Here is a 25,717-nt window from a genome sequence, read left to right on the forward strand (position 1 = left end):
GCCACGCCCTTCAGAGCCGCACCTGGCCTTGCACTAGCGGCGTCACCTGCCCGCCGACCCAAATCGTGTCGCCTTGCTTCTCGACAAACACGCGGCCGTCGCGGCCGAGCACGGTGCCTTGCGAGACCACATAGCGCTCGGGTGCGAGGCCGGCGCCGATCAGCCACTGCGCGAGGCCCGCGTTGAGGCTGCCCGTCACTGGGTCCTCCGGCACGGCCTCGAGCGACAGCAGGGCGCGCACCTCGAAATCAGCCGCGCCGGACTGCTGCGCCACCACGCCCACCTTTTGCACCGGTGCGACGACGCCCAGCTCCAACGGCGCCAGGGCCTTGAAGTCGGGCTTGAGCGCCAGCAGCCGCTCGCGCGAGCCCAGCATCACGGCACACCAGCCGGGGCCGTTGTCCACCCACTGGTGGGCCAGCACCTCGTCGCGACCGATGCCCAGCGCCAGGCAGACCTGGCCCAAGGTCGCATCGTCGAGCGGCCCGGTGCGCAGCAGCGGCGGGGCGGCAAAGGCAAGGCGGCCCTCAGCGGCACGCCGCACGGTGACGAGGCCGACGCCGCACTCCTGCACCACGTCCGCGCCCTTGGGCTGGCCACCGGCCGCCAGCCAGGCATGGCAAGAGCCCAGCGTCGGGTGCCCGGCAAAGGGCAGCTCGCGCGCGGTGGTGAAGATGCGCACCCGGTAGTCGGCCTCGGGCCGCGTCGGCGGCAGCAGGAAGGTCGTCTCGGACAGATTGGTCCAGCGCGCAAAGGCCTGCATCTCGGCATCGCGCAAGCCCTCGGCATCGACGACCACGGCGAGGGGATTGCCTTTGAGCGGCACGGCGGTGAAGACATCCACCTGGGCAAAGCGTCGAAGACTCATGGTTGGGCAGCGAGGTAGAGGCCGGGCCGGACGATCTCCATGCCACGCTCGGGCGCGGCCAGGGGCTCGTAGCCGTGCCGGCGGTAGAGCGGGTGCATGTCGCGGGTGAAGAGCAATTGGCGGCGCAGACCCTGCAAGTCGGGGTGCTGCTGCAGGCTCTGGATCATCCAGTCGGCCAGGCCCTGGCGGCGGTGCGCTTCGAGCACGTAGACATCGCACAGGTAGGCGAAGGTGGCGCGGTCGGTGACGACGCGCGCCAAGCCCACCTGGGCCCCATCGCACCAGAGCGCCAGGCAGAGCGAATGCCGCACCGCGCGTTCGACGATCTCGCGCGGGACGCCCTCGGACCAGTAGGCGGTGCGCAGGTAGGCGTGGGCGGCATCGACGTCCACCTGGTCGAAGCGCAATTCATAGTAGCGCCCAGCCAGGTGGCGCACCGCCGCCTCGGGCACGGCTGGGCTCAAGGCGTCAGCTCCACCGCGCCTTCCATCGTCTCGCGCAGCACCTGGCCCAGCAGGGCCACGCCCTCGTGGATGAGATCGGGCGACAGGGTGACGAAGGACAGGCGCAGGGTGCGCACGTCGGGCTCGTGCGCGTAGAACGCACTGCCGGGCACGAAGGCGATGCCGGCCTCGACCGCCTTGGGCAGCAGTGCCAGGGCATCGAAGCCCTCGGGCAGGCGCACCCAGAAGAACATGCCGCCCTCGGGGGCTTGCCACTCGCAGCCGGGTGGCAGGTGCTCCCGCAGCGCCACGGCCATGGCGTCGCGGCTGGCTTTGTAGCGCGCGCGGATGGTGGGCACGTGCGTATCCAGGAAGCCGCCCTTGATGACCTCGTAGACCACCCGCTGGTTGAAGCCCGGGGTGTGCAGGTCAGCGGCCTGCTTGGCTTGCAGCAGCTTGGGGTAGAGCTCCTTGGGCGCAATCATGTAGCCCAGGCGGAAGCCTGGCGCGAACACCTTGGAGAAGGAGCCCAGGTAGATGGAGCCCTCAGGCCAGTAGGACGACAGCGCCGGCGGCGGCGGATGGTCGAACCACAGGTCGCCATAGGGGTTGTCTTCGACGATGGGCAGCCGCGCCGCCTGCGCCGCCTGCATGACCGAGATGCGCCGCACGGCGCTCATCATCCGGCCGGTGGGGTTTTGGTAATTGGGCAGCAGGTAGGCAAAGCGCGCGCCGGGCGCCTGCTTGGGCAGGTTGGCGATGGCATTGGGGTCCACGCCATCGGCGTCGCTGGCCAGGCTGGCGAAGACGGGCTCGAAGGGCGTGAAGGCCTGCAGCGCGCCGAGATAGGTTGGGGTCTCGACGCCGACCGGCGCGCCTTGGTCGCACAGCACCTTGCCGACCAGGTCGAGCGCCTGCTGCGAGCCGGTGGTGATGAGCACCTGGTCCGGCGTGGCCTGAACGCCCAGCTGGGCCACCCGCGCCACCACCCACTCGCGCAGCGGGCCGAAACCTTCGCTCGCGGCGTACTGCAAGGCCTCGCGCGGGGTGGCGCTGAGCACGCGGTCACAGGCCGCCTGGATGGCCTCGACGGGGAAGGTGTCGCTGCTGGGCAGGCCACCGGCCATGGACAGGATGCCGGGCTTCTCGGTGACCTTGAGGATCTCCCGGATGATGGACGGGTTCATGCGCGCGGCGCGCCGCGCTTGATGCCAGACGGAACTCATTGCGTCGAAAGGGGCTGGAGGCTCAATCGCCGGGTGGAAAGAAGGGGCCAGCATAGTCGGCGTTTGCGCTGGCGGGCGGCCTGGGGCGGCAGCAGCAGTTGGAAGCGCGCCGCAGGCCAAGCCTGCAGCATGGCGGCGCTGCCCGCCGGCAGCAGGGCCGACTCACCGCCGGCCAGCCAGTGGTCCCAGCGCTGGCCGTCCAGGGTCAGCCAGACCAGGCCGTGCGTGATGAGCAGGCTGCGGTCCTGCCGGTCCGGCGCCAGGCGCAGCACGTCGGCGCCAGACAGGTGCTGTTCAAACTGCGGGAGCTTCATCGCGTCGGTCCTCCTTGCACGGCCTGCCGTCTGCCCCACCAGACCACCGCCACCACCGCCGCAGCAAAGGCCAGGCTGCCGGCTTCCAGCGGCTCGCCCAGCAGGGGCACGGCAAACAACATCGACAAGAACGGCTGCAACACCTGCACCTGGCTGATGCGCAGCGTGCCGCCCAAGGCCAGCGCCCGGTACCAGGCAAAAAAGCCCAGCCACATCGACACCAGCGACACATAGGCAAAGCCCGCCCAGGCCGCCACCGAGGCCGGCCGCTCAGGCCAGGTGAGGCCGGCACTCGGCAAGGTCACCGGCAGGGCCAGAACCAGCACCCAGCAGATCACCTGCTGCGCCGGCATGCGCCGCGCCAACTGGCCACCGCCCACATAGCCTGCGGCGCCCAGGAGCACGGCGACAAACAGCAGGCCGTCGGCGGCACTCAGGGCGCCCGCACCGCGCCAGGCGGCATAGCCCAGCACCAAGCCCAGCCCCGCCCAAGCGCTGAGCCAAAATCCCCAACTGGCCCGCTGCCGCAAGAAGGCAGCCGCCAGCGCCGCCGTTGCCATGGGCAACAGCCCCGTCACCACCGCCGCATGCACGGCGTCCACCTCGCGCACGGCCAGGCCCAGCAGCAGCGGGAAGCCAAACACCACCCCCAGGCAGGTCAGCGCCAGCCAGGGCCAGTCCGCCCGCGCCGGCCAGGCGGCGCGCACCGCCAGCAGGTAGGCCACCGAACACAGGCCCGCCACCGCCGCGCGGCCCAGGGCCACAAAGCTGGGCGGCAGCTCGGGCGCCAGCGCTGTGCCGCCGGCCAGCCGCGTCATCGGAATGGTCAGCGCAAACAGCACCACCCCCAGCAGGCCCAGCGCGTAGCCGCGCGCCATCGGCGAGCTCAACGGCGCAAGGTGGGGCGGGGCGGTGGCAAGTCGGGCATCCATAGCGCCAACTGTAGGCAGCACACCAACACAGATACAGTACAGATAACCCAACAGAATCGGCATCTGTACTGGCATGAGTACCAACACACCGACCCCGCCAGCAGCGCCCTTGCAGCGCGACGCCAGCCTGCCCCTGGCGCACCAACTCGCGCAGCGCTATGCCGAGCGCATCCGCCAGCGCCTGCTGCTGCCCGGTGCACGATTGCCCTCGGTGCGCGAATGCGCTCGGCACCACGGCGTCAGCCCGCACACCGTGGTCGCGGCCTATGACCAGCTGCAGGCCGAGGGCCTGCTGGAGGCGCGCCGCCAGCGCGGCTTTTTTGTGCGTGAAACACGCGCTCGCCCGCCGGCGCCGGCCCTCGCCGGTGGGCCCGTGCCGCGCCAGGTACCGCTGGACGCCACGACCCTGATCCGCGGCATGTTCGGGACCGACACCACCCGCGCGCCGGGCTCGGGCGTGCTGCCGGCCGACTGGCTGGACATCGGCCTGCTGCAGTCCGCGCTGCGCCGCGCGCAAGCCGGCAGCCCCGATCTGCATGTGGCCTATGGCGAGCCCGCGGGCGACGCCCGCCTGCGCCTGGCCTTGACGCGCCGCCTGGCCGACCTCGGCATCCAGGCCGCGCCCGAGCAGTTGCTGACCACGGCCGGCGCCACCCAGGCGCTCGACCTCATCACCCGCGGCCTGCTGCAACCCGGCGATGCGGTGCTGGTGGACGACCCCGGCTGGGCCGTCGAATTTGCCCGCCTGGCCAACAGCGGCATGCGCCTGCTGCCCGTGCCCCGCCACCCTGACGGCGGCCCCGACCTCACCGTCATGCAGCAACTGGCCGAGGCACACCACCCGCGCGCCTACGTCACCGTCTCGGTGCTGCACAACCCCACCGGCAGCAGCCTTAGTGCCGCGCAAGCCCACACCATCCTCAAGCTGGCCGACCAGCATGACCTGCTGATCGTCGAGGACGACACCTACGCCTTCCTGGCACCCGAGCACACCGTGCGGCTGTCCGCGCTCGACGGCCTGAAGCGCACCATCTACGTCTCGGGCTTTTCCAAGTTCCTGTCGCCCGCCTGGCGCGTGGGCTACCTGGCCGCGTCGCCCGAACGCACCCAGCGCCTGATCGACCTCAAGCTGCTCAGCAACCTCACCAGCAATGCCCTGCCCGAACGCGCCGTGGCCCATGTGCTGGACCAGGGCCAGCTGCGCCGCCACGCCGAGCGCGTCCAGCAGCGCCTCGACGCCGCCCGCTCCCGCAGCGTCGCGCTGGCCGAGCGAGCCGGCGCCCGCTTCGTCTCCCCGCCACGCGGCCTCTTCGGCTGGATCGACGTTGGCGTGGACACCGAACGCCTCGCCCAGCCCCTGCTCGACGCCGGCTGGCTGACCGCCCCCGGCGTGCTCTTCTCCGCCACCCGCCAGCCGGGCTCGCTGATGCGCATCAACTTCGCCACCGCGCAAACCGCCGCCTTCTGGCGCGACCTGCAGCGCTGCATTGAGGCCCTCCGGGGAGGCTGACCAAACCCGCGCTCGCCCGCATTTCTGAGCACCCCGTGACAGCTCTGCGCACCGAGGTCGGGTGTCTGGCGGGCAGGTGTGACGGCACCGGCGCGCACCGAGAAATTCTGCGCGCCGCCACCCAGTAGCCCGGTCGGCCGGCCGGTGCGCTGGGCCAAAATCAGCTCACATCTAGAGAGCGCGGTGTGGCCCACGACGCCACAACCGCTACGCACGTGAGCACCGACACCTTGAAGTTCCTCGTCGTTGACGCGCTGGCCGGCGTGCAATCCTTCAGCCGCCAGCTCTTGCTGAGCCACGGCTTCGCGGCCGATTCCATCATCTGCTGCAGCGACCCTGAAAGCGCCCTCGCCCAAGGCCTGGACTGCGCCCCGGCCCTGCTGGTGACCGACTGGTTCGGCAAGTCGGCGCTGACCGGCGTGGCGCTGGCGGAACGGCTCAAGAGCGCCGTGCCGGGTCTGCATCTGGGTTTTCTGAGCTTTGAGTGCACGGCCGAGCACGAAGCCCAGGCCAAGGCGCTGGGGGCGCACTTCCTGCTCAAGAAGCCCTTCACTGCCGAGCAACTGCGCGCCGAGATGGGCCGCGCCCTGGAGGCCATGGCGCCGACGCTGCCGGCCATCAAGGCGAAATTGCATCCGGCCGGCACGCCCGCAACGTCGATGCGACCCGCAAGCGCCCCAAGCGCCGCCAGCAGTGCGCCGCTACGCCCGCGCGTGGTGGTGCCGGTGGTGCCGCCCGCGCCCATCGTCAAGCCGGGCGACCAAGTCGTGTTTGGCGGCAACCGGCACACCGTGATGCATGTGGTGCACCGCCATGGCGAGACGGTGCTGCAGCTCAAGGGCCAGGCCTCGTTCGTGCCGCTCGACAAGGTCAAGATGGCTTGACGGCGGCCTCCAGCTGCTCCCAACGCTCCAGCACGGTCAGCAGCGCCTCCTCGACTTGCGAGGCGCGTTCCGTCACCGCCTGGATGCGCGCAGCGCCCTGGGTGTAGAGCTCACTGCCCCCGATCAGAGCGGCCAGCTCGGCCTGCTCGGTCTCCAGGGCTTCGATGCGGGCGGGGATCTCCTCCAGCTCGCGCTGCTCTTTGTAAGACAGCTTGCGCTTGGGTGCGGCCGCTGGGGCAGTTGCGGCAGCTGCCGCAGCCACGGGTGCCGGGGCAGCCGCGGCGGACTTGGCCGTCGCCGTCGCCAGCTGTGCAGCACGGCGCGACTGGTCGAGCCAGTCCTGCACGCCGCCCTCGTACTCGCGCCAGCTCGCATCGCCCTCGTAGACCAAGGTGGACGTGACCACGTTGTCCAGGAAGCGCCGGTCGTGGCTGACGAGGAAGACCGTGCCGTCGTACTCGGCCAGCAACTCCTCCAGCAGCTCCAGGGTCTCGATGTCGAGGTCGTTGGTGGGCTCGTCCAGCACCAGCACATTGGCCGGCCGCGCAAACAGCCGCGCCAGCAGCAAGCGGTTGCGCTCGCCCCCCGACAGCGTGCGCACCGGCGAGTTGGCGCGCTGCGGCGAGAACAGGAAGTCGCCCAGGTAGCTCTTGACGTGCTTGCGCTGGTTGCCGATCTCGATCCACTCGCTGCCCGGGCTGATGGTGTCAGCCAGCGTGGCGTCGAGGTTCAGGCCCTCGCGCATCTGGTCGAAGTAAGCCACCGAGAGCCGCGCGCCGGTGCGCACGGTGCCGCTGTCGGGCGCCAGCTCACCGAGGATGAGCTTGAGCAGCGTGGTCTTGCCCGCGCCATTGGGGCCGATCAGGCCGAGCTTGTCGCCGCGCAGGATGGTGGTGCTGAAGTCGCGCACCACGGTGAGCGTGCCAAAGGCCTTGTTCACGCCCTCCAGCTCGGCCACGATCTTGCCGCTGGACTCGCCACGGTCCAGGTCGAGCCTCACCTTGCCCTGCACGTCGCGCCGTGCCTGGTGCTGCTGACGCATCTCCACCAGCCGCGCCACGCGCGCCACCGAGCGGGTGCGCCGCGCCTCCACGCCCTTGCGGATCCAGACCTCCTCCTGCGCCAGCAGCTTGTCGAAACGCGCATTGGCCAGCGCCTCGTTCTCCAGCTCATAGGCCTTGGCAGCCTGGAACGCGGTGAAGTTGCCTGGGTAGCCCCGCAGTTGCCCGCGATCCAGCTCGACGATGCGGTTGCAGACGCGATCGAGAAACGCGCGGTCGTGGGTGATGAGCAGCAGGCTGCCGGCAAATCCGTTCAGCAGCTCCTCCAGCCAGGCGATGGCGTCCAGATCCAGGTGGTTGGTGGGTTCGTCCAGCAGCAGCACCTCGGGCTGGGCCACCAGCGCACGCGCCAGCGCCACGCGCTTTTTGAGCCCGCCTGAGAGCGCGCCCACCGTGCGGCTGCCGTCCAGGCTCAGGCGGTGCAGGGTCTCGTCGACGCGCTGCTCCCAGGTCCAGCCGCCCAGTTGCTCCAGCCGCGTTTGCACGGCGTCCAGGTCGTCGCTGGGGTCGTGGCGCTCAAAGCGCTCGCGCAGCTCGCGGGCCTCGGCCACGCCTTCGGCCACCACGTCAAAAATGCTGGCCTCGGCCCGCAGCTCGGGCTCTTGCGGCACGTAGACCAGGCGCAGGCCGCCTTGCAACTGCAACAGGCCGTCGTCGAGCCGCTCAAGGCCCGCCAGTACCTTGAGCAACGAGGACTTGCCACTGCCATTGCGGCCGATCAGGCCGACGCGCTCACCGGTTTCGAGCGCAAAGTGAGCGTGGTCCAGCAGGGGGACGTGCCCGAACGCGAGTTGGGCATCAGACAGGGAGAGAACGGCCATGCCCCGATTGTCCCTGCATGAGTCCCTGCACGATCCCGAGACCCTTTCCTGAGACATCTGCACGCTGTGCGCGTGACCCACCCGCATCGCGCCCCCCAGCGCCCGGCGTGATCTCCGTATCCTGCTGACGGCTGCGTGGGCCCTGCCCTGCCGCGCCCATACCCGTTTGCCCAAAGGATGCCGCATGGCCCTCAAGTTACTCGGACTGCTTGCACTGCTCGCTCTGCTGGGCCTGTGGTGGTGGTCCAGGTCCTCGGCCGGCACGCCGCGCCACGGCGCGCGCTCGCCCGAGCCGGCCCCCGCACCCGCCCACCCGGCGGCGCGCGTGCCAGCCCCGCCCACCACGCTGGCGGCCACGCTCACCATGCCGCTGCCGATGGAGCCCGCCGTCGAGCGCACCGCGCTGCTGACCGCCGCCGACATCGCCGAGCTGCGCGAGCGCACGCCGCCCATGCCGCTGCCCCTGCACCCGGTCGAGATCCTCGACCCGCTGCTGACCGAGCCGCTGATGGAAGCGCTGCGCCAGCTGCCCCGGCCGCCACGTGCCTTGCACGAGCTGATGGACTCCGAGTTCGTCCACCGCGCCAGCTCCACCGAGCTGGCCACCTTGGTGCTGGGCGAGCCCGCAGTGGCCGCACGCGTCATCGCCACCGCCAACTCGCCGCTGTTTGGCTTGCAGCAACCCGTCGGCAGCATCGGCCAGGCCACCACCTTCCTGGGCCTATTGAGCGTGCGGCAGATGTGCCTGCAGCACATGCTGGCCGCCTGCTTCCAGCCGCGTGACGCGGCGCAGCGCCGCGAGTTCGACCGGCTCTGGCACGCCAGCAACATCGCGGCCGAGCTGTGCCAGCAACTCGCCACCCGGCTGCGCCTGCCCGACGCCGCCAACCTCACCACCTTGCTGGTGCTGTCCTTCCTCGGCCGCCAAGCCGCCGCCGCCCTGCTGCCCGACGCCGAGCTGCTGACGCACCTGAACGTCTACGAGCGTGCCGTCCACGAGCAGAAGGAACTGGGCCTCGCCGCCCATGAGCTGGGCCACCTGCTGATGCGCGCCTGGGACCTGCCCTTTGACCTCCTGCAGGACGCCCGCACCATCGGCTCGCTGCGCTTCGACCCCGACCTGCGCCCCGCGCCCGAGCGCGAGGCCGGGCTCACGCTGTGCACGCTGTGCGCCATGCTGGGCGAACGCGTTGCCGGGGGCGACCTGGCCGATCCTTTGTTCGACCCCTTGCACGACCCACGCCCCGACATGCAGGCCCTGCGTCACCGCTTGGCGCTGCCGGCACTGGCCGGTCTTTCGGCGGAGCTGCGCTCGGCGCCGCTGCAGCGCCTGCTGGACCGCCTGACCGGCCACGCCGTCCAGACGACGATGTAGCCTCCTCGCTGCGGCGTCTCGGTGAACCTGGCAAGCGTGCCAGGGCTGCCGCCCTTTTTGTTGAAAACGCGGTGACAAGCTGCGGCGCTTCAACTACGCTTGGCAGCTCACGCCTCGGTGAGGGCGGGTTCATGGCGGAAGTGAGCGGCGGAGACATGCCAGAAAGCCATAACAACAGGGACGACGATCTTCTCGACATCGTGGACGACCCCGACCCGCCTGGGCCGGGTGCCGAAGGTCGGCCGCAGCCGTGGCGCATCCTGATCGTCGATGACGACGCCGACGTGCATCGCGCCACTGAGTTGGCGATGCAGGGACTCTTGATCGAGCGCCGGCCCTGCAGCTTCCTGCATGCCCGCTCGGCCAGTGAGGCCCGCCAGGTGCTGGCGCAAGAGAACGACATTGCCGTCGTGCTGCTCGATGTGGTCATGGAGACCGAGGATGCCGGCCTGCAACTGGTGCACCACATCCGCAATGACCTGCGCAACGAAACCATCCGGATCGTGCTGCGCACCGGGCAGCCGGGCTATGCCCCCGAGATCGAGACCGTCCAGGCCTACGACATCAATGACTACAAGACCAAGTCTGAGCTGACGCGCACGCGGCTCTACACGGTGCTCACGGCCGCCATCCGCTCCTACCGGCAACTGTGCGCGCTGGAAGCCAGCCGCCGTGGGCTGGAGATGATCGTCGAGTCCAGCGCCAGCCTCTCGCGCATCCGCGGCATGACGCGTTTTGCCGAGGGCGTGGTCACCCAGATCTGCGCCCTGCTCGGCATCCTGCCCGAAGGCCTCGTCTGCGCGCAGCTCGAAGGCGAGGCCGATGTGCGCATCGTGGCGGCGGCCGGCCAGTTCGCCAGCCTGATTGATCGCCCCATCTCGGCCATCCGGATCGACGCGGTGCGCGAGCGCCTGCTGCGCTGCCTGGAGCTAAAGACCAGCCTCTACGACGACGGCACCTGCCTCTACTTCGGCATGGGCGAGGGCCGGGCCATGGCCGCACTGGTGGACGCCCACCGCGACCTCGACGAACTCGACCACCAGCTGCTGCGCGCCTTCTGCTCCAACATCGCTGTCGGCTTCGAGAACGTCGTGCTCTACAGCCAGTTGCTCGACCAGGCCTACAACGACCAGTTGCTGCACCTGCCCAACCGCACCCGCTTTGCCGAGCTGCTGGACCGCAATCTCAAGGACCCGCATGGCGTCACGCTCGCGCTGATCGACATCGACGACTTCTCCGACATCAACGACGCCTTCGGCCACGCCTTTGGTGACCAGGTGCTGCGCGCCGTAGCCTTGCGGCTGGTCGAAGTGATGGGGCTGTCCACCGCGATGGCGCGCGTCGGGGCCGACATCTTTGGCGTGCTCGGCGTGCAGTCCAAGGTCAACCCCGAGACCGTCACCGCTGCGTTCGACGAGCCCATCGTCGTCGCGGGCGAACGCCTGCAGCTCTCGGCCACCACGGGCCTGGTGCGCCTCGGAGAGTCACAGTCGGTGGGCTCCGAGCTGCTGCTCGATGCCCAGATCGCCCTCAAGCGCGCCAAGCAGGCCCACCGCGGCGCCTCGCAGTACTTCTCGGCCGCCATGGGCACCGACGCCCGCGAGCGCTTCAAGCTGCTCAAGGGCCTGCGCATGAGCTTTGAAGACAACCGGCTCTTTCTGAACTACCAGCCCCAGGTCGACCTCGCCACCGGCCGCTGCCTGGGCGCCGAGGCCCTGCTGCGCTGGCGTGACGAGCACGGCAAGTTCATCCCGCCCGACCAGTTCATCCCGCTGGCCGAGCAGTCAAGCCTGATCGTGCACATCGGCGAGTTCGTGCTGCGCACCGCCTGCTTCGAGCTGCGCCGCATCCTCGACGCCGGCCACGCAGGCTTCCGCATGGCCGTCAACATCTCGCTCGCCCAGTTCCGCCACGCCAACTTCCTGAACTCGGTGCAATCCGCCATGCGGGACAGCGGTGTACCCGCGACGAACCTGGAGCTCGAAATCACCGAGTCCATCGCCATGGAGGACCCGACCTTCATCCTGCGTGTGCTGGAGGAGGTCAAGCAGCTTGGCGTCACCGTCGCCATCGACGACTTCGGTACCGGCTTCTCGTCGCTCAGCCAGCTGCGCCGCTTGAAAGTGGACCGACTCAAGATCGACCGCGCCTTCGTCCAGGAAGCTCAGGCCTCAGAGGCCGGCGCCACCATTGCCATGATGGTGGTGAACCTGGGTCGCAGTCTTGGCCTGACCGTGATCGCGGAAGGCATCGAGACCGAAGAGCAACGACAACATCTGCTCAACCTCGGCTGCCATGAAGGACAGGGCTGGCTGTTCGCCCGACCGCAGCCCGCCGAGCAGCTGGAAGCCTGGCTGGCCCAGGAGGGCGAGCGCGCGGCAGCAGCAGCAGCGGCAGCAGCCCCCATCAGCGTCTCCTGAGTCAACGCCGGGCCGCCCCATTTGACTCATCCCCCCCGGGGGGGCCTGACGTGCAACGGCAGGTCTGGGGGCGCTCCTCACCACGAAACCCGACGTAACGGATCGCAGGGGCTTTCTCTGAGGCGCCAAGGGCCCGCAGCTTTTACAGTGCTGGCCGTTCGCAACCCAGGAGACCCCATGTCTGCCAAGATCCTCGTCGCCCAAGGCGGCGGCCCGACCGCCGTGATCAACCAGAGCCTTGTCGGCGTCGTGCTCGAAGCGCGCCGCCAAGCTGGCGTGACGGCCGTCTACGGCGCCCGCCACGGTGTGCGCGGCATCATCAACGAGGACTTTGTCGACCTCGGCCAGGAAACCAGCCACAACCTCGAGCTCGTTGCCGGCACGCCCGCCGCCGCGCTGGGCTCTACCCGCGACAAGCCCGACGCCGCCTACTGCCACAAGATCTTCACGGTCCTGCAGGCCCACGGCATCACGCACTTCTTCTACATCGGCGGCAACGACTCCTCCGACACCGTGCGCATCGTGGCCGAAGAGGCCGCCGCCGCCAACTACCCGCTGCGCTGCATCCACATCCCCAAGACCATCGACAACGACCTGGTCGGCAATGACCACACGCCCGGCTTCGCCTCGGCCGCGCGCTTCGTCGTCCAGGCCTTCGCCGGTGCCAACCTCGACAACGCCGCCCTGCCCGGCGTCTACGTCGGTGTCGTGATGGGCCGCCACGCCGGCTTCCTGACCGCCGCCTCGTCGCTGGCCAAGAAGTTCGAGGACGACGGCCCGCACCTCATCTACGTGCCTGAGCGCGTGTTCGACATCGACAAGTTCCGCGCCGACGTCAAGGCCACCTACGACAAGTACGGCCGCTGCGTGATCGCCGTCTCCGAGGGCATCCACGACGCCGACGGCACGCCCATCCTGTCGCGCCTGGCGGGCGACCTGGAGCGCGACGCGCACGGCAACGTCCAGCTCAGCGGTACCGGGGCCCTGGCCGACCTGCTCTGCGAAGAGATCAAGAAGACCGGCATCAAGCGCGTGCGCGGCGACACCTTCGGCTACCTGCAGCGCAGCTTCGTGGGCTGCGTGTCGGACGTCGACCAGCGCGAAGCCCGTGAAGTGGGCGAGAAGGCCGTGCAGTTCGCCTTCCATGGCAAGGACAACGGCTCCGTCGCCATCAAGCGCGTCGGCTACTACTCGGTCAACTACGAGCTGATCCCGCTGGCCACCGTGGCCGGCAAGACCCGCCACATGGAAGACGAGTTCATCGCCGCCAGCGGCACCGACGTCACCGACGCCTTCCGCCTCTACCTGCGCCCCCTGCTCGGCTCCAACCTGCCCGACGCCTACCGCCTGCGCCCCAACGCCGTGGCCAAGGTGCTCAACAAGGGCTGATTCAGCGCCCAAGCTCGACGCCCGCAGCGCGCCAGCCCTGCGGGCGTTTTCATTTCAGGGCATGGGTTTGACGATGCGCTTGTGCGCCTCCGGCACGCCCACCAGCGCCGCCGAGCCGAAGTGCAAGTGGTACTCGGCCACCATCTCGCCCGACTGGATGACCGGGTCGGTTTCGGTGTGGAGCTTGGCGGTGGCGATGTCGGGCACGGTCATGATGAAGAGGCCGCGCCAGCCATCGACGCCGTCAAACGGCCCGGCATAGGCCAGCACGCCCTCGGCCGCCAAGCGGCCCATGTTGGCGAAGTGGCCCTTGAACATCGCATCCCGCTCCGGGCCGGCCGGCATGGGCTTGGGGCCGGTCTTGAGCAGCACGAACACATACTTGCGCAGGCCCTGGTCGTTGGCGCCCCAGGCCTTGGCTTGGGCCGCGTCGTAGGCGGGCGGGGTCTGCGCGTGGCCAGCGAGGCTGAGGCAGGCCAAGGTCAGGGTGGCGAGCAGGCGGCGCATGGGGGCTCCCGGGTCGAGGTGCGCCGATTGTGGGCGTGGCGACGCCTCACGGCCATTTGGCATGCCAGGCGCTGAGCACGCGATCTAGCGCCTGCGGAAGGCCCGCCGCCTGCGCACGCGCGGCCGCGCGCAGGGCTGCGGTGTCGAGGCCCTGCTCGGCCAACTCGCCGGCGTGGCCAATCAGCCATTGCTCGATGCGCGCGGCATCGACTTCCAGATGGAGCTGCCAGGCCAGGGTGTGTTGCTCCACCTGGAAGGCCTGGTGCGGACACAGCGGCGTGTGGGCCAGGGAGGGCACGCCCGCCGGCAGCTCGAACTGGTCGCCATGCCAGTGCAGCACCGGCTGCGCACCCAGGGCCGACAGGGGCGAGGCCTGGCCGGCCTGCGTGAGCTGGAGGGGCGCGAAGCCGATCTCCTTGTGGCCCATCGGCCTCACCCGCGCGCCCAGCGCCCGGGCGATCAGTTGCGCCCCCAGACAGATGCCGAGCAGAGGCCGGCGCGTGGCCAGGCGCTCGCGGATCAAGGCGACCTCGGCCGCCAGGAAGGGGTAGCGCGCGTCCTCCTCCGCGCCGATGGGGCCGCCAAGCACGGCCAGTAGGTCCACCTGGCCGAGGTCGAGGCCGTCGAGCGCATCGACACCCACGTCGTGGTAGCACACGCGCCAGCCGCGCGCCTCCATCCAGGGGGCGATCAGGCCCAGGTCTTCAAAGGCGAGGTGGCGCAGGGCCAGCAGGGTCTTCATGGTCGTGGCCCTCAGAACTGACCCTCACGAGCATAGGGCTGGCTCCACAAGATGGTCTGCAGCAGCACGGACTTGACCCAGGCGGCGTGCATCTTCTCCACGTCGGCGGCCGAGGCGCCCTTCTTGGCCAGGAAGGGCTTGAGCGTGGTCGTCACCGGGATGGTCAAGGCCGACAGATAACGCATCGGCACCAGGGGCGTGCTCTGCACGCCGTCGGTCTGGTTCTTCTTGGCCGGCGCATGGCGCAGGGCGATCTCGTGTTGGTAGTCGAGCCAGGCCTGGTCGAAGCGGGCGTCGGCGGTGTCGAGGATCCACTGGCCAAAGCGCTTGCGCACAGCGCCCAGGTAGGCGGCGTCGGGCGCGCCGGTCCCCGTGTGCTTGAAGGAGGCCAGCAGCTCGGGCGTGGCTCCCACGAATCCGTACCAGACGTCGAGGATGGCCTCGACCTGATCCGCCAGGATCTCGCGGCTCTGGCGCAGCGCGCGCACGTCGTCGTCGCCCAGCAGCAGGGTGCGCTTGAGGGGGTCCAGCTCCTGCAGGCTGACGGGCGAGCGGGCCAGGCCGGGCTGGCCATGGGTGTAGCCGGGGATGGTGGGCGCCGCCATGGCAGCAGGCGCGGTGGCCAGGGCGGTGGCCCCCGCGAGGGCGGCGGCAAGGTGGCGGGGCGAGAGGGTCATGAGCGGTCTCCAGTCAGTGGGTGGAGACCGCACTGTGGCCGGTCAATCCGTATCATTGGACGCATTTCGTCCACCAAGCATTGCAGTTCGTCCATGAGCACCGCCATCAGCACGCCCGACCCCGTTGACCGGCTCTCGGCCCTGCTGGAGCGCTTCCGGGTGCGCGCCCACCTCTTCCATGCCGGGCCGCTGTGCGGGGTCACGCACTTCGCGGCGGAGCCGGGGCGGGCCTTTCTGCACGTGCTGCGGCGCGGCGAGATGCGCGTGACCCACCCCGCCCGCAGCGGTGCGCCGCGCCGCCTCGTCGTCAGCGAGCCCACGCTGCTGTTCTACCCGCAGCCGCTGGCACATGACTTCCACAACGCGCCGGTGGACGGCAGCGACTTCGTCTGCGCCACGCTGGACTTTGACGGCGGCGCCCAGCACCCGCTGGTGCAGGCCCTGCCGCCCCTGGTGACCTTGCCGGTGGCCGCCCTGCCAGACATCGAGCACACGCTCGCGCTGCTGTTTGCCGAGACGGAGCGTGTGCGCTGCGGCCAGCGCCTGCTGGCCAATCGATTGTTCGAGGTCTTGCTGCTGCAGACCCTGCGCCACTTGCTGGACCATGCCGGTGACCATGGCGTGCAGGCCGGCCTGCTCTGCGGCCTGGCCCACCCCAAGCTCGCGCGGGCCCTGACGCAGATGCACGAGCGCCCGGGCGAGCCCTGGTCGCTCGCGGCATTGGCCACCGCAGCGGGGATGTCACGCAGCAGCTTTGCGGCCGAGTTCCGCGCCCAGCTCGGCACCACGCCGGCCGAGTATTTGCTGCGCTGGCGCGTCTCGCTCGCACAGACGATGTTGCGCGACGGCGCCTCGGTCAAGGCGGCCAGCGATGCGCTGGGCTACGCCAGCGCGGCCGCGTTCTCGCGCGCCTTCACGCAGGCCGTGGGGCAGTCGCCACGGGCCTGGTTGGCGCTCAGCGCAGAAGCCTAGACGTCATTCCGGGCGGCGTCCAAGCGCCGCCGCGCGACGCGGCCCAGCCAGCCGAGACCCGCCAGCATCAGCCCCCAGGTGCCAGGCTCGGGCACCGGCAACGGCTGGGTCCAGTCAAGCCCGCTCGCTGCAGCCACCGTGTAGCCGCTGGTGACGAGGTTGCCATCAAGCAGGATGCCGCTCACGCCCTGCACCAGCACGCTGTGGCTGAAGTCGAGCGCTGTGGACGACAAGGTGGAAATCGCCCCGTAGCTGCGCTGGCTGGACTGGGCACGGGCGTAGATGCCGAGGTCAAAGGCCGTGCCCACCACCACAGGCACGCTGAAAGTCCAGTGCCCATCGATGACACGGCTGGTGTTGGGCCCACTGCTGGCCCCCCAGGCCACGCGCTGGCGATCAGTGGTGAAGAGATCTGAGTTGCCCCGGCTATAGCCCGGGTTGCCGGCCATCAGCTCCGAGGTGTTCATGTAGCCGGTCACCTCGATCTGGCTGGCGCCGGCCGGGCCACTGGCGCTCACCGTGCCATCGGCGCTCATGGCGACGAGCATGTAGACGGTCTTGCCCGTCTGGCCCGGCAGGTTGAGCAGCAGCCGATCCTCAAAGCCACCGTTGGACGCCGCGATGGCAAAGAAGGCGTTGCCCGGCGAGGTGTTGCTCGACTGCATGTGGATGTGCCCAATGCCCACCGAACCGCTGCTGGCATTGCTGATGTTGCCGCCGCTGTAGGCATCCGACGCGCTGGCCGTGTCATTGCCCGTGAAGTAGGCCAGCGTGCAATGCCCGCTGGCGAAGTCGGCCGTGAAGTTGGTGCCGGGTGTGCGCGGTGCGCCGGGCGAGCTGGGCGCGGCGCAGGACTGCATGAAGCCCCCGGGACCCACGATGTCCTGGTGGCGCGGGGCGGCGTGCAGCGAGGCGGCCACACCGGCGGCCAGCAGTGCGGTGGCGCGAGCAAGAGTGCGCGTGGACATGGCAGGGCTCCAGAGCAGTAGATGCCCTGAAAGACGCATCCACCGGACCAGAAGGCTCACGCCCCCCACGTTTGCAGGCGTCGTGCTTGGGGTGGGGGCTTGGGGTGAGCCTCAGGCCCGCTTGGGCGCGCCGCGCCCGCGCTCCTCCAGCCAGGCCTTGGCGGTGGAGAAGTGGCCGCAGCCGATGAAGGGCCGGGGGGGCTTGAGCGCCGAGAGGGGCGAGGGGTGGTTGGCCTTGAGCACCAGGTGGTCCTGCCGCGCGGCTTCGATCAGCGGGGCCTTGGCCTGGGCGTAGCTGCCCCAGAGCATGAAGACCTTGGGGGCCGGGTCTTCGGCGGCGGCGCGCATCAGTGCGTCGGTCAGCAACTCCCAGCCCTGGCCGGCGTGGCTGGCGGGCTGGCCGTCTTCCACGGTGAGCACAGCGTTCAGCAACAGCGTGCCGCCCTCAGCCCAGCGCACCAGCGAGCCGGTGGGAGGGAAGGGCTTGCCCAGATCGCGCTGGATCTCCTTGAAGATGTTGCGCAGGCTGGGGGGGAAGGGCACGCCCTCGGGCACCGAGAAGGACAGGCCCTCGGCCTGGCCGGGGCCGTGGTACGGGTCCTGCCCGAGGATGACGACGCGGGTCTGCGCGAGCGGCGTGAGGCGCAGCGCGCGCAGCGGCTCGGGCGGGTAGATCACGGCGCCCGCAGCTTGGCGCTGGGCGACAAAGGCTTGCAGCTTGCTGCCTGCCGGGCTGGCGGCCCAGGCATCGACAACGCCTTGCCAGTCTCCGCAGCCACTGAGGTCGAGCATGGCCGCCTCAGCCGAAGAGGGTCGCCAGCGCCGCGCCGGGGTCGGCCGCGCGCATGAAGGCCTCGCCGACCAGGAAGGCGTTGACATCGGCCGCGCGCATGCGGGCCACATCGGCCGGGCCGAGGATGCCGGACTCGGTCACCAGCAGCCGGTCGGCCGGCACGCGTTCCAGCAAGCCGAGCGTGGTGTCGAGCGTGACTTCAAAGGTGCGCAAGTTGCGGTTGTTGATGCCGACCAGCGGGGTCTTGAGGCGCAGCGCGCGGTCAAGCTCGACACCGTCGTGCACCTCGACGAGCACGTCCAGGCCCAGCGCAAAGGCGGCGGCTTCGAGGTCGGCCATCTGCGCGTCGTCCAGGCAGGCGGCGATGAGCAGGATGCAGTCGGCCCCCATGGCGCCGGCTTCCATCACCTGGTACTCATCGACCATGAAGTCTTTGCGCAGCACCGGCAGCGCGCAGGCGGCGCGGGCCTGCTGGAGGTAGGCCACGCTGCCTTGGAAGAAGCGCTCGTCGGTCAGCACGCTCAAGCAGGCCGCGCCGTGGCGGGCATAGCTGTCGGCAATCTCGGCGGGGCGGAAGTCGGCGCGCAGCACGCCCTTGCTGGGGCTGGCCTTCTTGACCTCGGCGATCACGCCCGCGCGGCCAGCGGCGATGGTGCTGCGAAGCGCAGCGGCAAAGCCGCGCTGCTGGCCATGGCGGCTCTCGGCTTCGTCGCGCAGCGAGGCGAGCGAACGCTTGGGCCGTGCGGCGGCGATTTCTTCGTGCTTGACGGCGACGATGCGCTGGAGGATGTCGTCCATATTCAGAGACTCAAGCCTTGGCGACCCATTTGAAGGCGGGCGGCCAAGGCGTCGGCCAGTTGGCTGGTGAGTTGATGCTCGGTGCGGTTGGCGCCCGAGCGGGTTTGGAAGAAGCGGCGCGGCGCACCGCCATCCTGGTGGCGGAACTCCAGCGCCAGCATGCGTCGGCCGCTGCCACCCACGCAAAAGAGCGACCAGCCCTCGGCGTCCAGCACCTGGGCCTCACCCGGCTGGCCCACGGGGCGCAGAGTGCGGCTTTGCAGGTCCAGCTGCCAGCCGATACCCTGGCGGCGCAACGTGGCGTGGATGAACATGCCGGCCACGCACAAGGTCAGGGCGAACCAGCCGAGCAGCGTCGCAGCGCTTTGCCGCGCCGCATACAGCCCCAGCGCCACACCGCCCAGGCCCACCGCTGCACCCATGGGGTGCGGCTCCAGTTTGGGCAGGAAGAGCAGGGGCTGCTGGCCGGCGTCGTCCACCAAGCGGCGCAGCAGGGACTCGGTGGCCAGCACGATCAGGCGGCGCCGAGCGATTGCGTCGTTTGCACAAAGGCGTCGAGCTTGGCGCGGGCGGCACCGCTGTCGAGCACGGCCTCGGCCTTCTCGATACCCTCCACCAGGCTGCCGGCCACATTGGCCGCGTAGAGCGCGGCCCCGGCGTTGAGCAGCACGATGTCGCGCGCCGGGCCGGGTTGGCCGTCGAGCACGCCCAGCAGCATCTGGCGCGATTGCTCGGGGCCTTCGACGCGCAGCTGGCGGTTGCTGGCCATGGTGAAGCCGAAGTCCTCGGGATGGATGGCGTACTCGCGCACCACGCCGTCCTTCAGTTCAGCGACCAGGGTGGTGGCGCCGAGCGAGATTTCATCGAGCCCGTCCTGCCCGTGCACCACCAGCGCATGCTGGGCGCCGAGGCGCTGCAGCACGCGGACCTGGATGCCGACGAGGTCCGGGTGGAAGACGCCCATCAGGATGTGGGGCGCATTGGCCGGGTTGGTCAGCGGCCCGAGGATGTTGAAGATGGTCCGCACGCCCAGCTCGCGCCGCACGGGGCCGATGTTCTTCATCGCCGGGTGGTGGTTGGGCGCGAACATGAAGCCGATGCCGCACTGCTGCACGCTCTGGGCCACAGCATCCGGCTTGAGCTGGATGTTGGCGCCCAGGGCTTCCAGCACGTCGGCGCTGCCGGTCTTGCTGGAGACGCTGCGGTTGCCGTGCTTGGCAATCTGCGCGCCTGCCGCAGCGGCCACGAACATCGAGCAGGTGGAGATGTTGAAGCTGTGCGCGCCGTCACCGCCCGTGCCCACCACGTCGACAAGGTGGGGCAGCGGCGGCAGCACGACCTTGGTGGAAAGCTCGCGCATCACCTCGGCGGCTGCGGTGATCTCGCCGATGGTCTCCTTCTTGACGCGCAGGCCGATCAGCAGCGCCGAGGCGATCACGGGCGACATCTCGCCGGCCATGATGCGGCGCATCAGGGTCAGCATCTCGTCGTGGAAGATCTCGCGGTGCTCGATGACGCGCGACAGGGCTTCGTGGTCGGTGATGGCCATCGTCAGGCTTTCAAGTCGAGGAAGTTGCGCAGCATGGCGTGGCCGTGCTCGCTCAGGATGGACTCGGGGTGGAACTGCACGCCCTCCATCGGCGTGGCGGTGCCGGCCAGCTCGCGGTGGCGCACGCCCATGATCTCGCCGTCCTCGCTGCGGGACGTCACCTCCAGCACGGCCGGGCAGGTGGCTTCCTCGATGACGAGGGAGTGGTAGCGAATGATGGAGAACTCTTTGGGCAGGCCGGTGTAGACGCCGCGCTGGTCGGTCGTCAGCGTGCTGGCCTTGCCGTGCATCTGGCGCTTGGCGCGGATGATCTTGCCGCCCAGGGCCTGGCCCATGGACTGGTGGCCGAGGCAGACGCCGAGCAACGGCTTCTTGCCCACGAAGTGCTGGATGGCCTCGACGCACACGCCCGCCTCGTTGGGCGTGCAGGGGCCGGGCGAGAAGACGATGTGGTCGGGGTTCAAGGCCGCCATTTCAGCGACGGTGATCTCGTCGTTGCGCGCGACCTTGACGTCGGCGCCCAGCTCCCCGAAGTACTGCACCAGGTTGAAGGTGAAGCTGTCGTAGTTGTCGATCATGAGCAGCATGTCAGAACCCCTCTTCCACCAGTTCGGCCGCACGTAGCAGCGCACGCGCTTTGTGCTCGGTCTCCCTCCACTCCATCTCGGGGATGGAGTCGGCCACCACGCCGGCAGCCGCCTGCACGTAGAGAGTGCCGTTCTTGATGATGCCGGTGCGGATGGCGATGGCGAGGTCCATGTCGCCCGCAAAGCTCAGGTACCCGCAGGCGCCGCCGTAGATGCCGCGCTGCACGGGCTCTAGCTCGTCGATCAGCTCCATCGCACGCACCTTGGGGGCGCCGGTCAGGGTGCCGGCCGGGAAGGTGGCCTTGAGCACGTCGAGCTGGCCCACATCGCTGCGCAGCATGCCTTCAACGTTGGAGACGATGTGCATCACGTGCGAGTAGCGCTCGACCACGAAGGCCTGCGTGACCTTGACGCTGCCGATGCGGGCGATGCGGCCGATGTCGTTGCGCGCCAGGTCGATCAGCATCAGGTGCTCGGCGCGCTCCTTGGGGTCGGCCGTGAGCTCGGCTTCCAGCGCCAGGTCTTCCTCGCGCGTCGCGCCACGGGGCCGGGTGCCGGCCAGCGGGCGGATGGTGACCTTGCGGCTGCGCGTGCCGTCGGCGTCCGTGGCGTGCTCTTCGCGCACCAGGATCTCGGGGCTGGCCCCCACGATCTGGAACTCGCCCAGGTCGTAGAAGTACATGTAGGGGCTGGGGTTGAGCGTGCGCAGCGCGCGGTAGAGCGCGAGCGGCTCGGCGCTGTAGGGCTTGGCCAAGCGCTGGCCCACTTGCACCTGCATCAGGTCGCCGGCGGCGATGTACTCCTTGGCGCGCTCGACGGCGGCGAGGTAGTCGGCCTTGGCAAAGATGCGCTGGACGTCTTGCGGCGGCTGGGGTTCAACCGGCGGCAGGCTGACGGTGCGGCGCAGGCGCTCGGACAGCACATCGAGCCGCGCGAGGCCAGCCTCGTAGGCATCGGCAGCAGCTGGGTCGACCCAGACGATCAGGTAGATGCGGCTGGCCAGGTTGTCGATGACGGCCACCTCTTCAGCCAGCAGCAGCAGGATGTCGGGCGTGCCGATGCCGTCGGGTTTTTGCACGCCGGCCAGGCGCTTCTCGATGGCGCGCACGGCCTCGTAGCCGAAGTAGCCGGCCAGGCCACCGCAAAAGCGCGGCAGGCCCTCGGGGATCTTGGGGCGGTAGCGCTCCTGGTAGGCCGAGACGAAGTCCAGCGGGTTGCCGGTGTGGGTCTCGACGACGCGGCCGTCGGTCAGCACCTCGCAGACATCGCCCGTGGCGCGCACCAAGGTGCGGGCCGGCAGGCCGACGAAGGAGTAGCGCCCGAAGCGCTCGCCCCCGACCACGGACTCCAGCAAAAAGCTGTTGGGCCCCTGGCCCTGGCAGAGCTTGAGGTAGAGCGAGAGGGGGGTGTCCAGGTCCGCAAAGGCTTCGCGGATCAGCGGGACGCGGTTGTAGCCCTCGGCAGCGAGGGCACGGAATTCAGATGGAGTGAGGAGCACGGCCAAAACCTTGAATGCAAGTCTTCAGGGCTTGGCGGCGGCCGCGAGGGGTGCGGCTCAATCACGCAAGGGCTGCGCGGTTCGCGCGCCAAGCAGGTCAGTCGAACGAGGACTGGCGACGCCAGGGCCAGGCTCCCCGGTCGCTCGACCCCGTGCTGTGCTTGCGCGTGATGAACATGATCGGGCCAGTGTATCAGCGGCCCCCAGGACGGCTGCGCCACGGGATACTTCGCGTCCCTCCCGTTGTTCGATCGGAGTTGATCATGCGTCGTTTCCTGCAATTGGTCCTGATGGCCCTGTTGGCCGTCAGCCTGGGTGCCTCGGCCGAGACCGTCGAGGTGGGCAAGGTGAAGTTCCCGACCCAGGTCGATGTCGGCGGACAGCGCCTGGTGCTCAGCGGTGCGGGCATCCGCACTAAGGCCATCTTCAAGGTCTATGCCGCCGCGCTCTACCTGAAGACGCCCGCCACCACCACGGAGGCCGTGCTCAGCCAGGCCGGCCCCAAGCGCATCGACATCCACATGCTGCGCGAGGTGGACGGCAATGAGCTCGGCAAGCTGTTCACCAAGGGCATGGAGGCCAATGCGCCGCGCGACGAGCTGGCCCGCTCGGTCAACGGCATCCTCAAGCTGTCGGAGCTGTTCGCGGCCCGCAAGGCGCTGGTGGAGGGCGATTTCTTCAGCGTGGACTACGTGCCCGGCGTCGGCTCGACGGTGCTGCTCAACGGCAAGCCGTCCGGCATCGACCCCATCAAGGAACCGGAGTTCTTCACCGCCCTGATGCGCATCTGGCTGGGCGACAAGCCGGCCGACGATGACCTGAAGGAAGGCCTGCTCGGCCTCAAGAAGCTGAGGCGCTCCAATTGAAGTCGTCGAGCCGGGCGACGTGCGCACGCGCCGGGACATTGAGGATGTCCTCGCCATGGTTGTAGCCGTAGGTCACCAGCACCAGCGGGCAGCCGGCAGCATGCGCGGCCTCGGCGTCATTGCGGGAGTCGCCCACCATCCAGGTCTCGGCCGGCGCCGTGCCCAGCGCGCGGCAGGTTTCCAGCAGCGGCATGGGGTCGGGCTTGCGGCGGGCAAAGGCCTCGCCGCCAAAGACATGGGTAAAGCTGCCCAGCAGGCCCTTGCGGCGCAGCAGCTCGGTGGCAAAGCTGCCGGGCTTGTTGGTCACGCAGGCCAGCGGCAGGCCCCGCTCGCGCAGCAGCGCCAGGGTCTCGGTCACGCCGGGATAGACCTCGGCGTGGTCGCCATTGCGGGCGGTGTATTCGTGCTGGTAGAGCGCCCAGGCTTCGTCAAAGCGCTCGGGGCCGGCACCGGCATGGGCCAGGCAGGTGCGGATCAGGTGCTCGCTGCCACGGCCGATGGTGTGCAGCAAAAACTCGCGCGAGGGCCGGGGCAGGCCCAGGCGGTCGTGCACATGGCCAAGAACGACGACAAAGTCGCCCAGGGTGTCGACGAGGGTGCCGTCGAGATCGAACAAGAGTGCTTGCATGGTTGAGCGCATTGTCTGCGTGGGCGGCATCAACCTGGACCGCAAGCTGCGGCCGCTGGCCAGCTTGATCAGGGGGTCGTCCAACCCCTGCACCGCGCTGGAAAGCCCGGGCGGCGTGGCCCGCAACGTGGCCGAGAACCTGGCGCGGCTGGGCGTGCCGGTGAGCCTCGTCGGCGCGGTGGGCGACGACCTCGCCGGCCGCGCGCTGCTGGAGGCGGCCGCCGCCAGCGGCATCGACGTAGGCCCCGTGCTGCGCCTGCGGGGCCAGACGACCGACAGCTACACCGCCCTGCTGCAGGCCGATGGCGAGCTGGCCTATGGCTTGGCGGCGATGCCCCTGGTGGAGCGCGTCAACAGCTGGGCCCTGGCGGCCAGCCGCGCGCTGCGGGCCGAGGCGGCCTGCGTGATCCTGGACGGCAACCTGCCGCCGGATGCCGTGGCCAGCCTGATTGCCGAGGGCAGCCGGCTGCTGGCCTATGTCAGCGTCTCCGAGCCCAAGATGGCGCGGTTGCCGCAGGCACTTGCCGGCCTGAACCTGTTGCTGCTGAACCGGGCCGAGCTGCTGGCACTGGACCCCGACCCTGAACGTGCGCTGCAGCAGCTGCATGCGCGCGGCTGCCAGCGGGTGCTGGTCTCGCTGGGGACCGAGGGCCTGCTCGTCAGCGAGCCCACCGGCCTGGGCCGCCAGACTCTGGCCGCACCGCCGGTAGACGAAGTGCTGGACGTGACCGGCGCGGGTGATGCGCTGGCCGCGGGCGTTTGCGCCTGGCTGTGCCGGCGGCCCGATGATCTGTTCGGCGCCGCGCGCCTGGGCCAGCACCTGGCGGCGCTCACGGTCCAATGCGAGCAAAGTGTCAGCCCGCAACTCAGCCTTCAACTCCTGCCCCCATGAGCCCACACCCCCTTCTGCACCTGAGCCCCGAAGTGGCTGCCGCGCGCGATCAAGGTCGGGCCATCGTGGCGCTGGAGTCCACCATCATTGCCCACGGCATGCCCTGGCCCGAGAACCTCGGCATGGCGCGCGAGGTGGAGGCGCTGATCCGCTCCGAAGGGGCCACGCCGGCCACCATCGCGGTGATTGATGGGCGCATCTGCATCGGTCTGTCGGACAGCGAGCTGCAGCGCCTGGCCCGCGCGCCCGACGCGATGAAGCTGAGCCGGCGCGACCTGCCCTATGCCGTGGCCACCGGCCAGCTCGGCGCCACCACAGTGGCCGCCACCATGATCTGCGCGCACCTGGCGGGCATCGAGGTCTTCGTGACAGGCGGCATCGGCGGCGTGCACCGCGGCGCCGAGACCTCGTTCGACATCTCGGCCGACCTGCAGGAGCTGGCCCGCACGCCGGTGGCCGTGGTCTGCGCCGGGGCCAAGTCCATCCTCGACCTGTCGCTCACGCTCGAGTACCTGGAGACCCACGGCGTGCCGGTGATCTCGATCGGGCAACTCAACTTCGCCGCCTTCTACACGCCCGACAGCGGCCTGCCGGCCGACTTCCGGCTCGACACCGCCGAGGCACAGGCGCGCTTCATCCGCACCCAGTGGGCACTGGGCCTGACGGCCGGCGTGGTGGTCAGCAACCCCGTGCCCGAAGACGCCGCCATGCCGCGCGCCGACATGGACCGCTACATCCAGCAAGCGCTGCAGGAAGCCGGGCAGCGCGGCATCCACGGCAAGGCCGTCACGCCCTTCCTGCTCGCCCGCATCAAGGAGCTGAGCGGCGGCCGCAGCCTGGCCACCAACATCGCCCTGGTACAGCACAACGCCGTCGTCGGCGCGCGGCTGGCACGTGCGCTCCAGCAATCAAGTGGCAATGCAAGCTCACTAAGCTGACCAGACTACTCGGACTGCGCTGTCCGCCTATGCTGTCGGCCGCCGACACCCCTGAATCC

Annotated in this window: 26 protein-coding genes; 9 read left to right on the plus strand and 17 right to left on the minus strand. The window is 69.7% G+C overall.

Annotated features, from left to right (window positions below):
• Positions 1 to 10: 10 nt before the first annotated feature.
• From ABDJ85_RS01425 to ABDJ85_RS01445, 5 genes are read right to left on the minus strand one after another with little or no spacing between them, the layout of a single operon-like run.
• The gene (locus ABDJ85_RS01425) at positions 11 to 868 is read right to left on the minus strand and encodes a PhzF family phenazine biosynthesis protein (RefSeq protein WP_347702941.1); all 858 of its coding nucleotides are present in this window, start codon (positions 866 to 868) and stop codon (positions 11 to 13) included.
• Positions 865 to 1,332 (minus strand): GNAT family N-acetyltransferase, encoded by a 468-nt coding sequence (locus tag ABDJ85_RS01430; protein ID WP_347702942.1) that lies wholly within the window; start codon positions 1,330 to 1,332, stop codon positions 865 to 867. The genes ABDJ85_RS01425 and ABDJ85_RS01430 overlap by 4 nt, the downstream gene beginning before the upstream one ends.
• On the minus strand, positions 1,329 to 2,537 hold the full coding sequence (locus ABDJ85_RS01435; protein WP_347702943.1) for an aminotransferase-like domain-containing protein: 1,209 nt from the start codon (positions 2,535 to 2,537) through the stop codon (positions 1,329 to 1,331). The genes ABDJ85_RS01430 and ABDJ85_RS01435 overlap by 4 nt, the downstream gene beginning before the upstream one ends.
• Positions 2,534 to 2,851 (minus strand): DUF2917 domain-containing protein, encoded by a 318-nt coding sequence (locus ABDJ85_RS01440; protein WP_347702944.1) that lies wholly within the window; start codon positions 2,849 to 2,851, stop codon positions 2,534 to 2,536. Before ABDJ85_RS01440 ends, ABDJ85_RS01435 begins: the two co-directional genes overlap by 4 nt.
• Positions 2,848 to 3,783: a DMT family transporter gene (locus ABDJ85_RS01445; protein WP_347702945.1), complete on the minus strand. Its 936-nt coding sequence runs from the start codon at positions 3,781 to 3,783 to the stop codon at positions 2,848 to 2,850. The genes ABDJ85_RS01440 and ABDJ85_RS01445 overlap by 4 nt, the downstream gene beginning before the upstream one ends.
• Positions 3,784 to 3,856: 73 nt before the next feature.
• Between ABDJ85_RS01445 and ABDJ85_RS01450 the strand changes: the two genes are divergently transcribed.
• Positions 3,857 to 5,293, plus strand: coding sequence for an aminotransferase-like domain-containing protein (locus ABDJ85_RS01450; protein WP_347702946.1), 1,437 nt, complete (start codon positions 3,857 to 3,859; stop codon positions 5,291 to 5,293).
• A gap of 215 nt (positions 5,294 to 5,508) precedes the next feature.
• The gene (locus tag ABDJ85_RS01455) at positions 5,509 to 6,177 is read left to right on the plus strand and encodes a DNA-binding transcriptional response regulator (RefSeq protein ID WP_347702947.1); all 669 of its coding nucleotides are present in this window, start codon (positions 5,509 to 5,511) and stop codon (positions 6,175 to 6,177) included.
• On the opposite strand, the gene ABDJ85_RS01460 is transcribed toward ABDJ85_RS01455, so the two are convergent.
• Positions 6,164 to 8,059 (minus strand): ATP-binding cassette domain-containing protein, encoded by a 1,896-nt coding sequence (locus ABDJ85_RS01460; protein WP_347702948.1) that lies wholly within the window; start codon positions 8,057 to 8,059, stop codon positions 6,164 to 6,166. The two genes, ABDJ85_RS01455 and ABDJ85_RS01460, sit on opposite strands and share 14 nt — an antisense overlap.
• 184 nt (positions 8,060 to 8,243) lie before the next feature.
• Here ABDJ85_RS01460 and ABDJ85_RS01465 point away from each other — a divergent pair, with 184 nt between their 5' ends.
• From ABDJ85_RS01465 to ABDJ85_RS01475, 3 genes are all read left to right on the plus strand, one after another.
• Positions 8,244 to 9,434, plus strand: a complete 1,191-nt coding sequence (locus tag ABDJ85_RS01465; RefSeq protein WP_347702949.1) for an HDOD domain-containing protein — start codon at positions 8,244 to 8,246, stop codon at positions 9,432 to 9,434.
• A 155-nt stretch (positions 9,435 to 9,589) separates the two neighbouring features.
• On the plus strand, positions 9,590 to 11,854 hold the full coding sequence (locus ABDJ85_RS01470) for an EAL domain-containing response regulator (protein WP_347702950.1): 2,265 nt from the start codon (positions 9,590 to 9,592) through the stop codon (positions 11,852 to 11,854).
• A 177-nt stretch (positions 11,855 to 12,031) separates the two neighbouring features.
• Positions 12,032 to 13,243, plus strand: coding sequence for a 6-phosphofructokinase (locus ABDJ85_RS01475; RefSeq protein WP_347702951.1), 1,212 nt, complete (start codon positions 12,032 to 12,034; stop codon positions 13,241 to 13,243).
• Between the two features lie 54 nt (positions 13,244 to 13,297).
• Here the strand turns inward: ABDJ85_RS01475 and ABDJ85_RS01480 are convergent, their stop codons facing one another.
• The 3 genes from ABDJ85_RS01480 to ABDJ85_RS01490 are packed head-to-tail and all read right to left on the minus strand — an operon-like array spanning position 13,298 to position 15,169.
• Positions 13,298 to 13,750 carry a YciI family protein gene (locus ABDJ85_RS01480; RefSeq protein ID WP_347702952.1) on the minus strand — a complete coding sequence of 151 codons (453 nt, stop codon included), beginning with the start codon at positions 13,748 to 13,750 and terminating at the stop codon, positions 13,298 to 13,300.
• A gap of 46 nt (positions 13,751 to 13,796) precedes the next feature.
• Positions 13,797 to 14,492, minus strand: coding sequence for a glutamine amidotransferase (locus ABDJ85_RS01485; protein ID WP_347702953.1), 696 nt, complete (start codon positions 14,490 to 14,492; stop codon positions 13,797 to 13,799).
• A gap of 11 nt (positions 14,493 to 14,503) precedes the next feature.
• On the minus strand, positions 14,504 to 15,169 hold the full coding sequence (locus ABDJ85_RS01490; protein WP_347702954.1) for a protoglobin domain-containing protein: 666 nt from the start codon (positions 15,167 to 15,169) through the stop codon (positions 14,504 to 14,506).
• A 93-nt stretch (positions 15,170 to 15,262) separates the two neighbouring features.
• On the opposite strand from ABDJ85_RS01490, the gene ABDJ85_RS01495 reads away from it, so the two are divergent.
• A complete protein-coding gene (locus ABDJ85_RS01495) occupies positions 15,263 to 16,141 on the plus strand; it encodes an AraC family transcriptional regulator (RefSeq protein WP_347702955.1) in 879 nt (292 codons plus the stop codon).
• On the opposite strand, the gene ABDJ85_RS01500 is transcribed toward ABDJ85_RS01495, so the two are convergent.
• The 7 genes from ABDJ85_RS01500 to trpE all read right to left on the minus strand — a co-directional run bounded on the left by ABDJ85_RS01500 (position 16,138) and on the right by trpE (position 22,334).
• The gene (locus tag ABDJ85_RS01500; protein ID WP_347702956.1) at positions 16,138 to 17,109 is read right to left on the minus strand and encodes a PEP-CTERM sorting domain-containing protein; all 972 of its coding nucleotides are present in this window, start codon (positions 17,107 to 17,109) and stop codon (positions 16,138 to 16,140) included. The genes ABDJ85_RS01495 and ABDJ85_RS01500 overlap by 4 nt on opposite strands.
• 111 nt (positions 17,110 to 17,220) lie before the next feature.
• On the minus strand, positions 17,221 to 17,901 hold the full coding sequence (locus tag ABDJ85_RS01505) for a uracil-DNA glycosylase (protein ID WP_347702957.1): 681 nt from the start codon (positions 17,899 to 17,901) through the stop codon (positions 17,221 to 17,223).
• Positions 17,902 to 17,908: 7 nt separating this feature from the next.
• The gene (trpC, locus tag ABDJ85_RS01510; protein ID WP_347702958.1) at positions 17,909 to 18,700 is read right to left on the minus strand and encodes an indole-3-glycerol phosphate synthase TrpC; all 792 of its coding nucleotides are present in this window, start codon (positions 18,698 to 18,700) and stop codon (positions 17,909 to 17,911) included.
• A gap of 2 nt (positions 18,701 to 18,702) precedes the next feature.
• Positions 18,703 to 19,212: an SH2 domain-containing protein gene (locus ABDJ85_RS01515; RefSeq protein WP_347702959.1), complete on the minus strand. Its 510-nt coding sequence runs from the start codon at positions 19,210 to 19,212 to the stop codon at positions 18,703 to 18,705.
• 2 nt (positions 19,213 to 19,214) lie between these two features.
• Complete coding sequence (gene trpD, locus ABDJ85_RS01520; protein WP_347702960.1) at positions 19,215 to 20,249, minus strand: anthranilate phosphoribosyltransferase; 1,035 nt, start codon at positions 20,247 to 20,249, stop codon at positions 19,215 to 19,217.
• Positions 20,250 to 20,251: 2 nt separating this feature from the next.
• Entirely contained in the window at positions 20,252 to 20,836 is a 585-nt protein-coding gene (locus tag ABDJ85_RS01525; protein WP_347702961.1) for an anthranilate synthase component II, read from the minus strand.
• Position 20,837: 1 nt separating this feature from the next.
• Complete coding sequence (gene trpE / locus ABDJ85_RS01530; RefSeq protein ID WP_347702962.1) at positions 20,838 to 22,334, minus strand: anthranilate synthase component I; 1,497 nt, start codon at positions 22,332 to 22,334, stop codon at positions 20,838 to 20,840.
• 263 nt (positions 22,335 to 22,597) lie between these two features.
• On the opposite strand from trpE, the gene ABDJ85_RS01535 reads away from it, so the two are divergent.
• Complete coding sequence (locus tag ABDJ85_RS01535; RefSeq protein ID WP_347702963.1) at positions 22,598 to 23,200, plus strand: chalcone isomerase family protein; 603 nt, start codon at positions 22,598 to 22,600, stop codon at positions 23,198 to 23,200.
• Here the strand turns inward: ABDJ85_RS01535 and ABDJ85_RS01540 are convergent.
• On the minus strand, positions 23,175 to 23,828 hold the full coding sequence (locus ABDJ85_RS01540) for an HAD-IA family hydrolase (protein WP_347702964.1): 654 nt from the start codon (positions 23,826 to 23,828) through the stop codon (positions 23,175 to 23,177). The genes ABDJ85_RS01535 and ABDJ85_RS01540 overlap by 26 nt on opposite strands.
• Here ABDJ85_RS01540 and ABDJ85_RS01545 point away from each other — a divergent pair.
• The gene (locus ABDJ85_RS01545) at positions 23,827 to 24,720 is read left to right on the plus strand and encodes a carbohydrate kinase family protein (RefSeq protein WP_347702965.1); all 894 of its coding nucleotides are present in this window, start codon (positions 23,827 to 23,829) and stop codon (positions 24,718 to 24,720) included. The genes ABDJ85_RS01540 and ABDJ85_RS01545 overlap by 2 nt on opposite strands.
• On the plus strand, positions 24,717 to 25,658 hold the full coding sequence (locus ABDJ85_RS01550; RefSeq protein ID WP_347702966.1) for a pseudouridine-5'-phosphate glycosidase: 942 nt from the start codon (positions 24,717 to 24,719) through the stop codon (positions 25,656 to 25,658). The genes ABDJ85_RS01545 and ABDJ85_RS01550 overlap by 4 nt, the downstream gene beginning before the upstream one ends.
• Positions 25,659 to 25,717 lie beyond the last annotated feature (59 nt).

Origin of the sequence: Roseateles paludis, from assembly GCF_039872745.1 — a bacterium.
GTDB classification, from domain to species: domain Bacteria; phylum Pseudomonadota; class Gammaproteobacteria; order Burkholderiales; family Burkholderiaceae_C; genus Pelomonas; species Pelomonas paludis.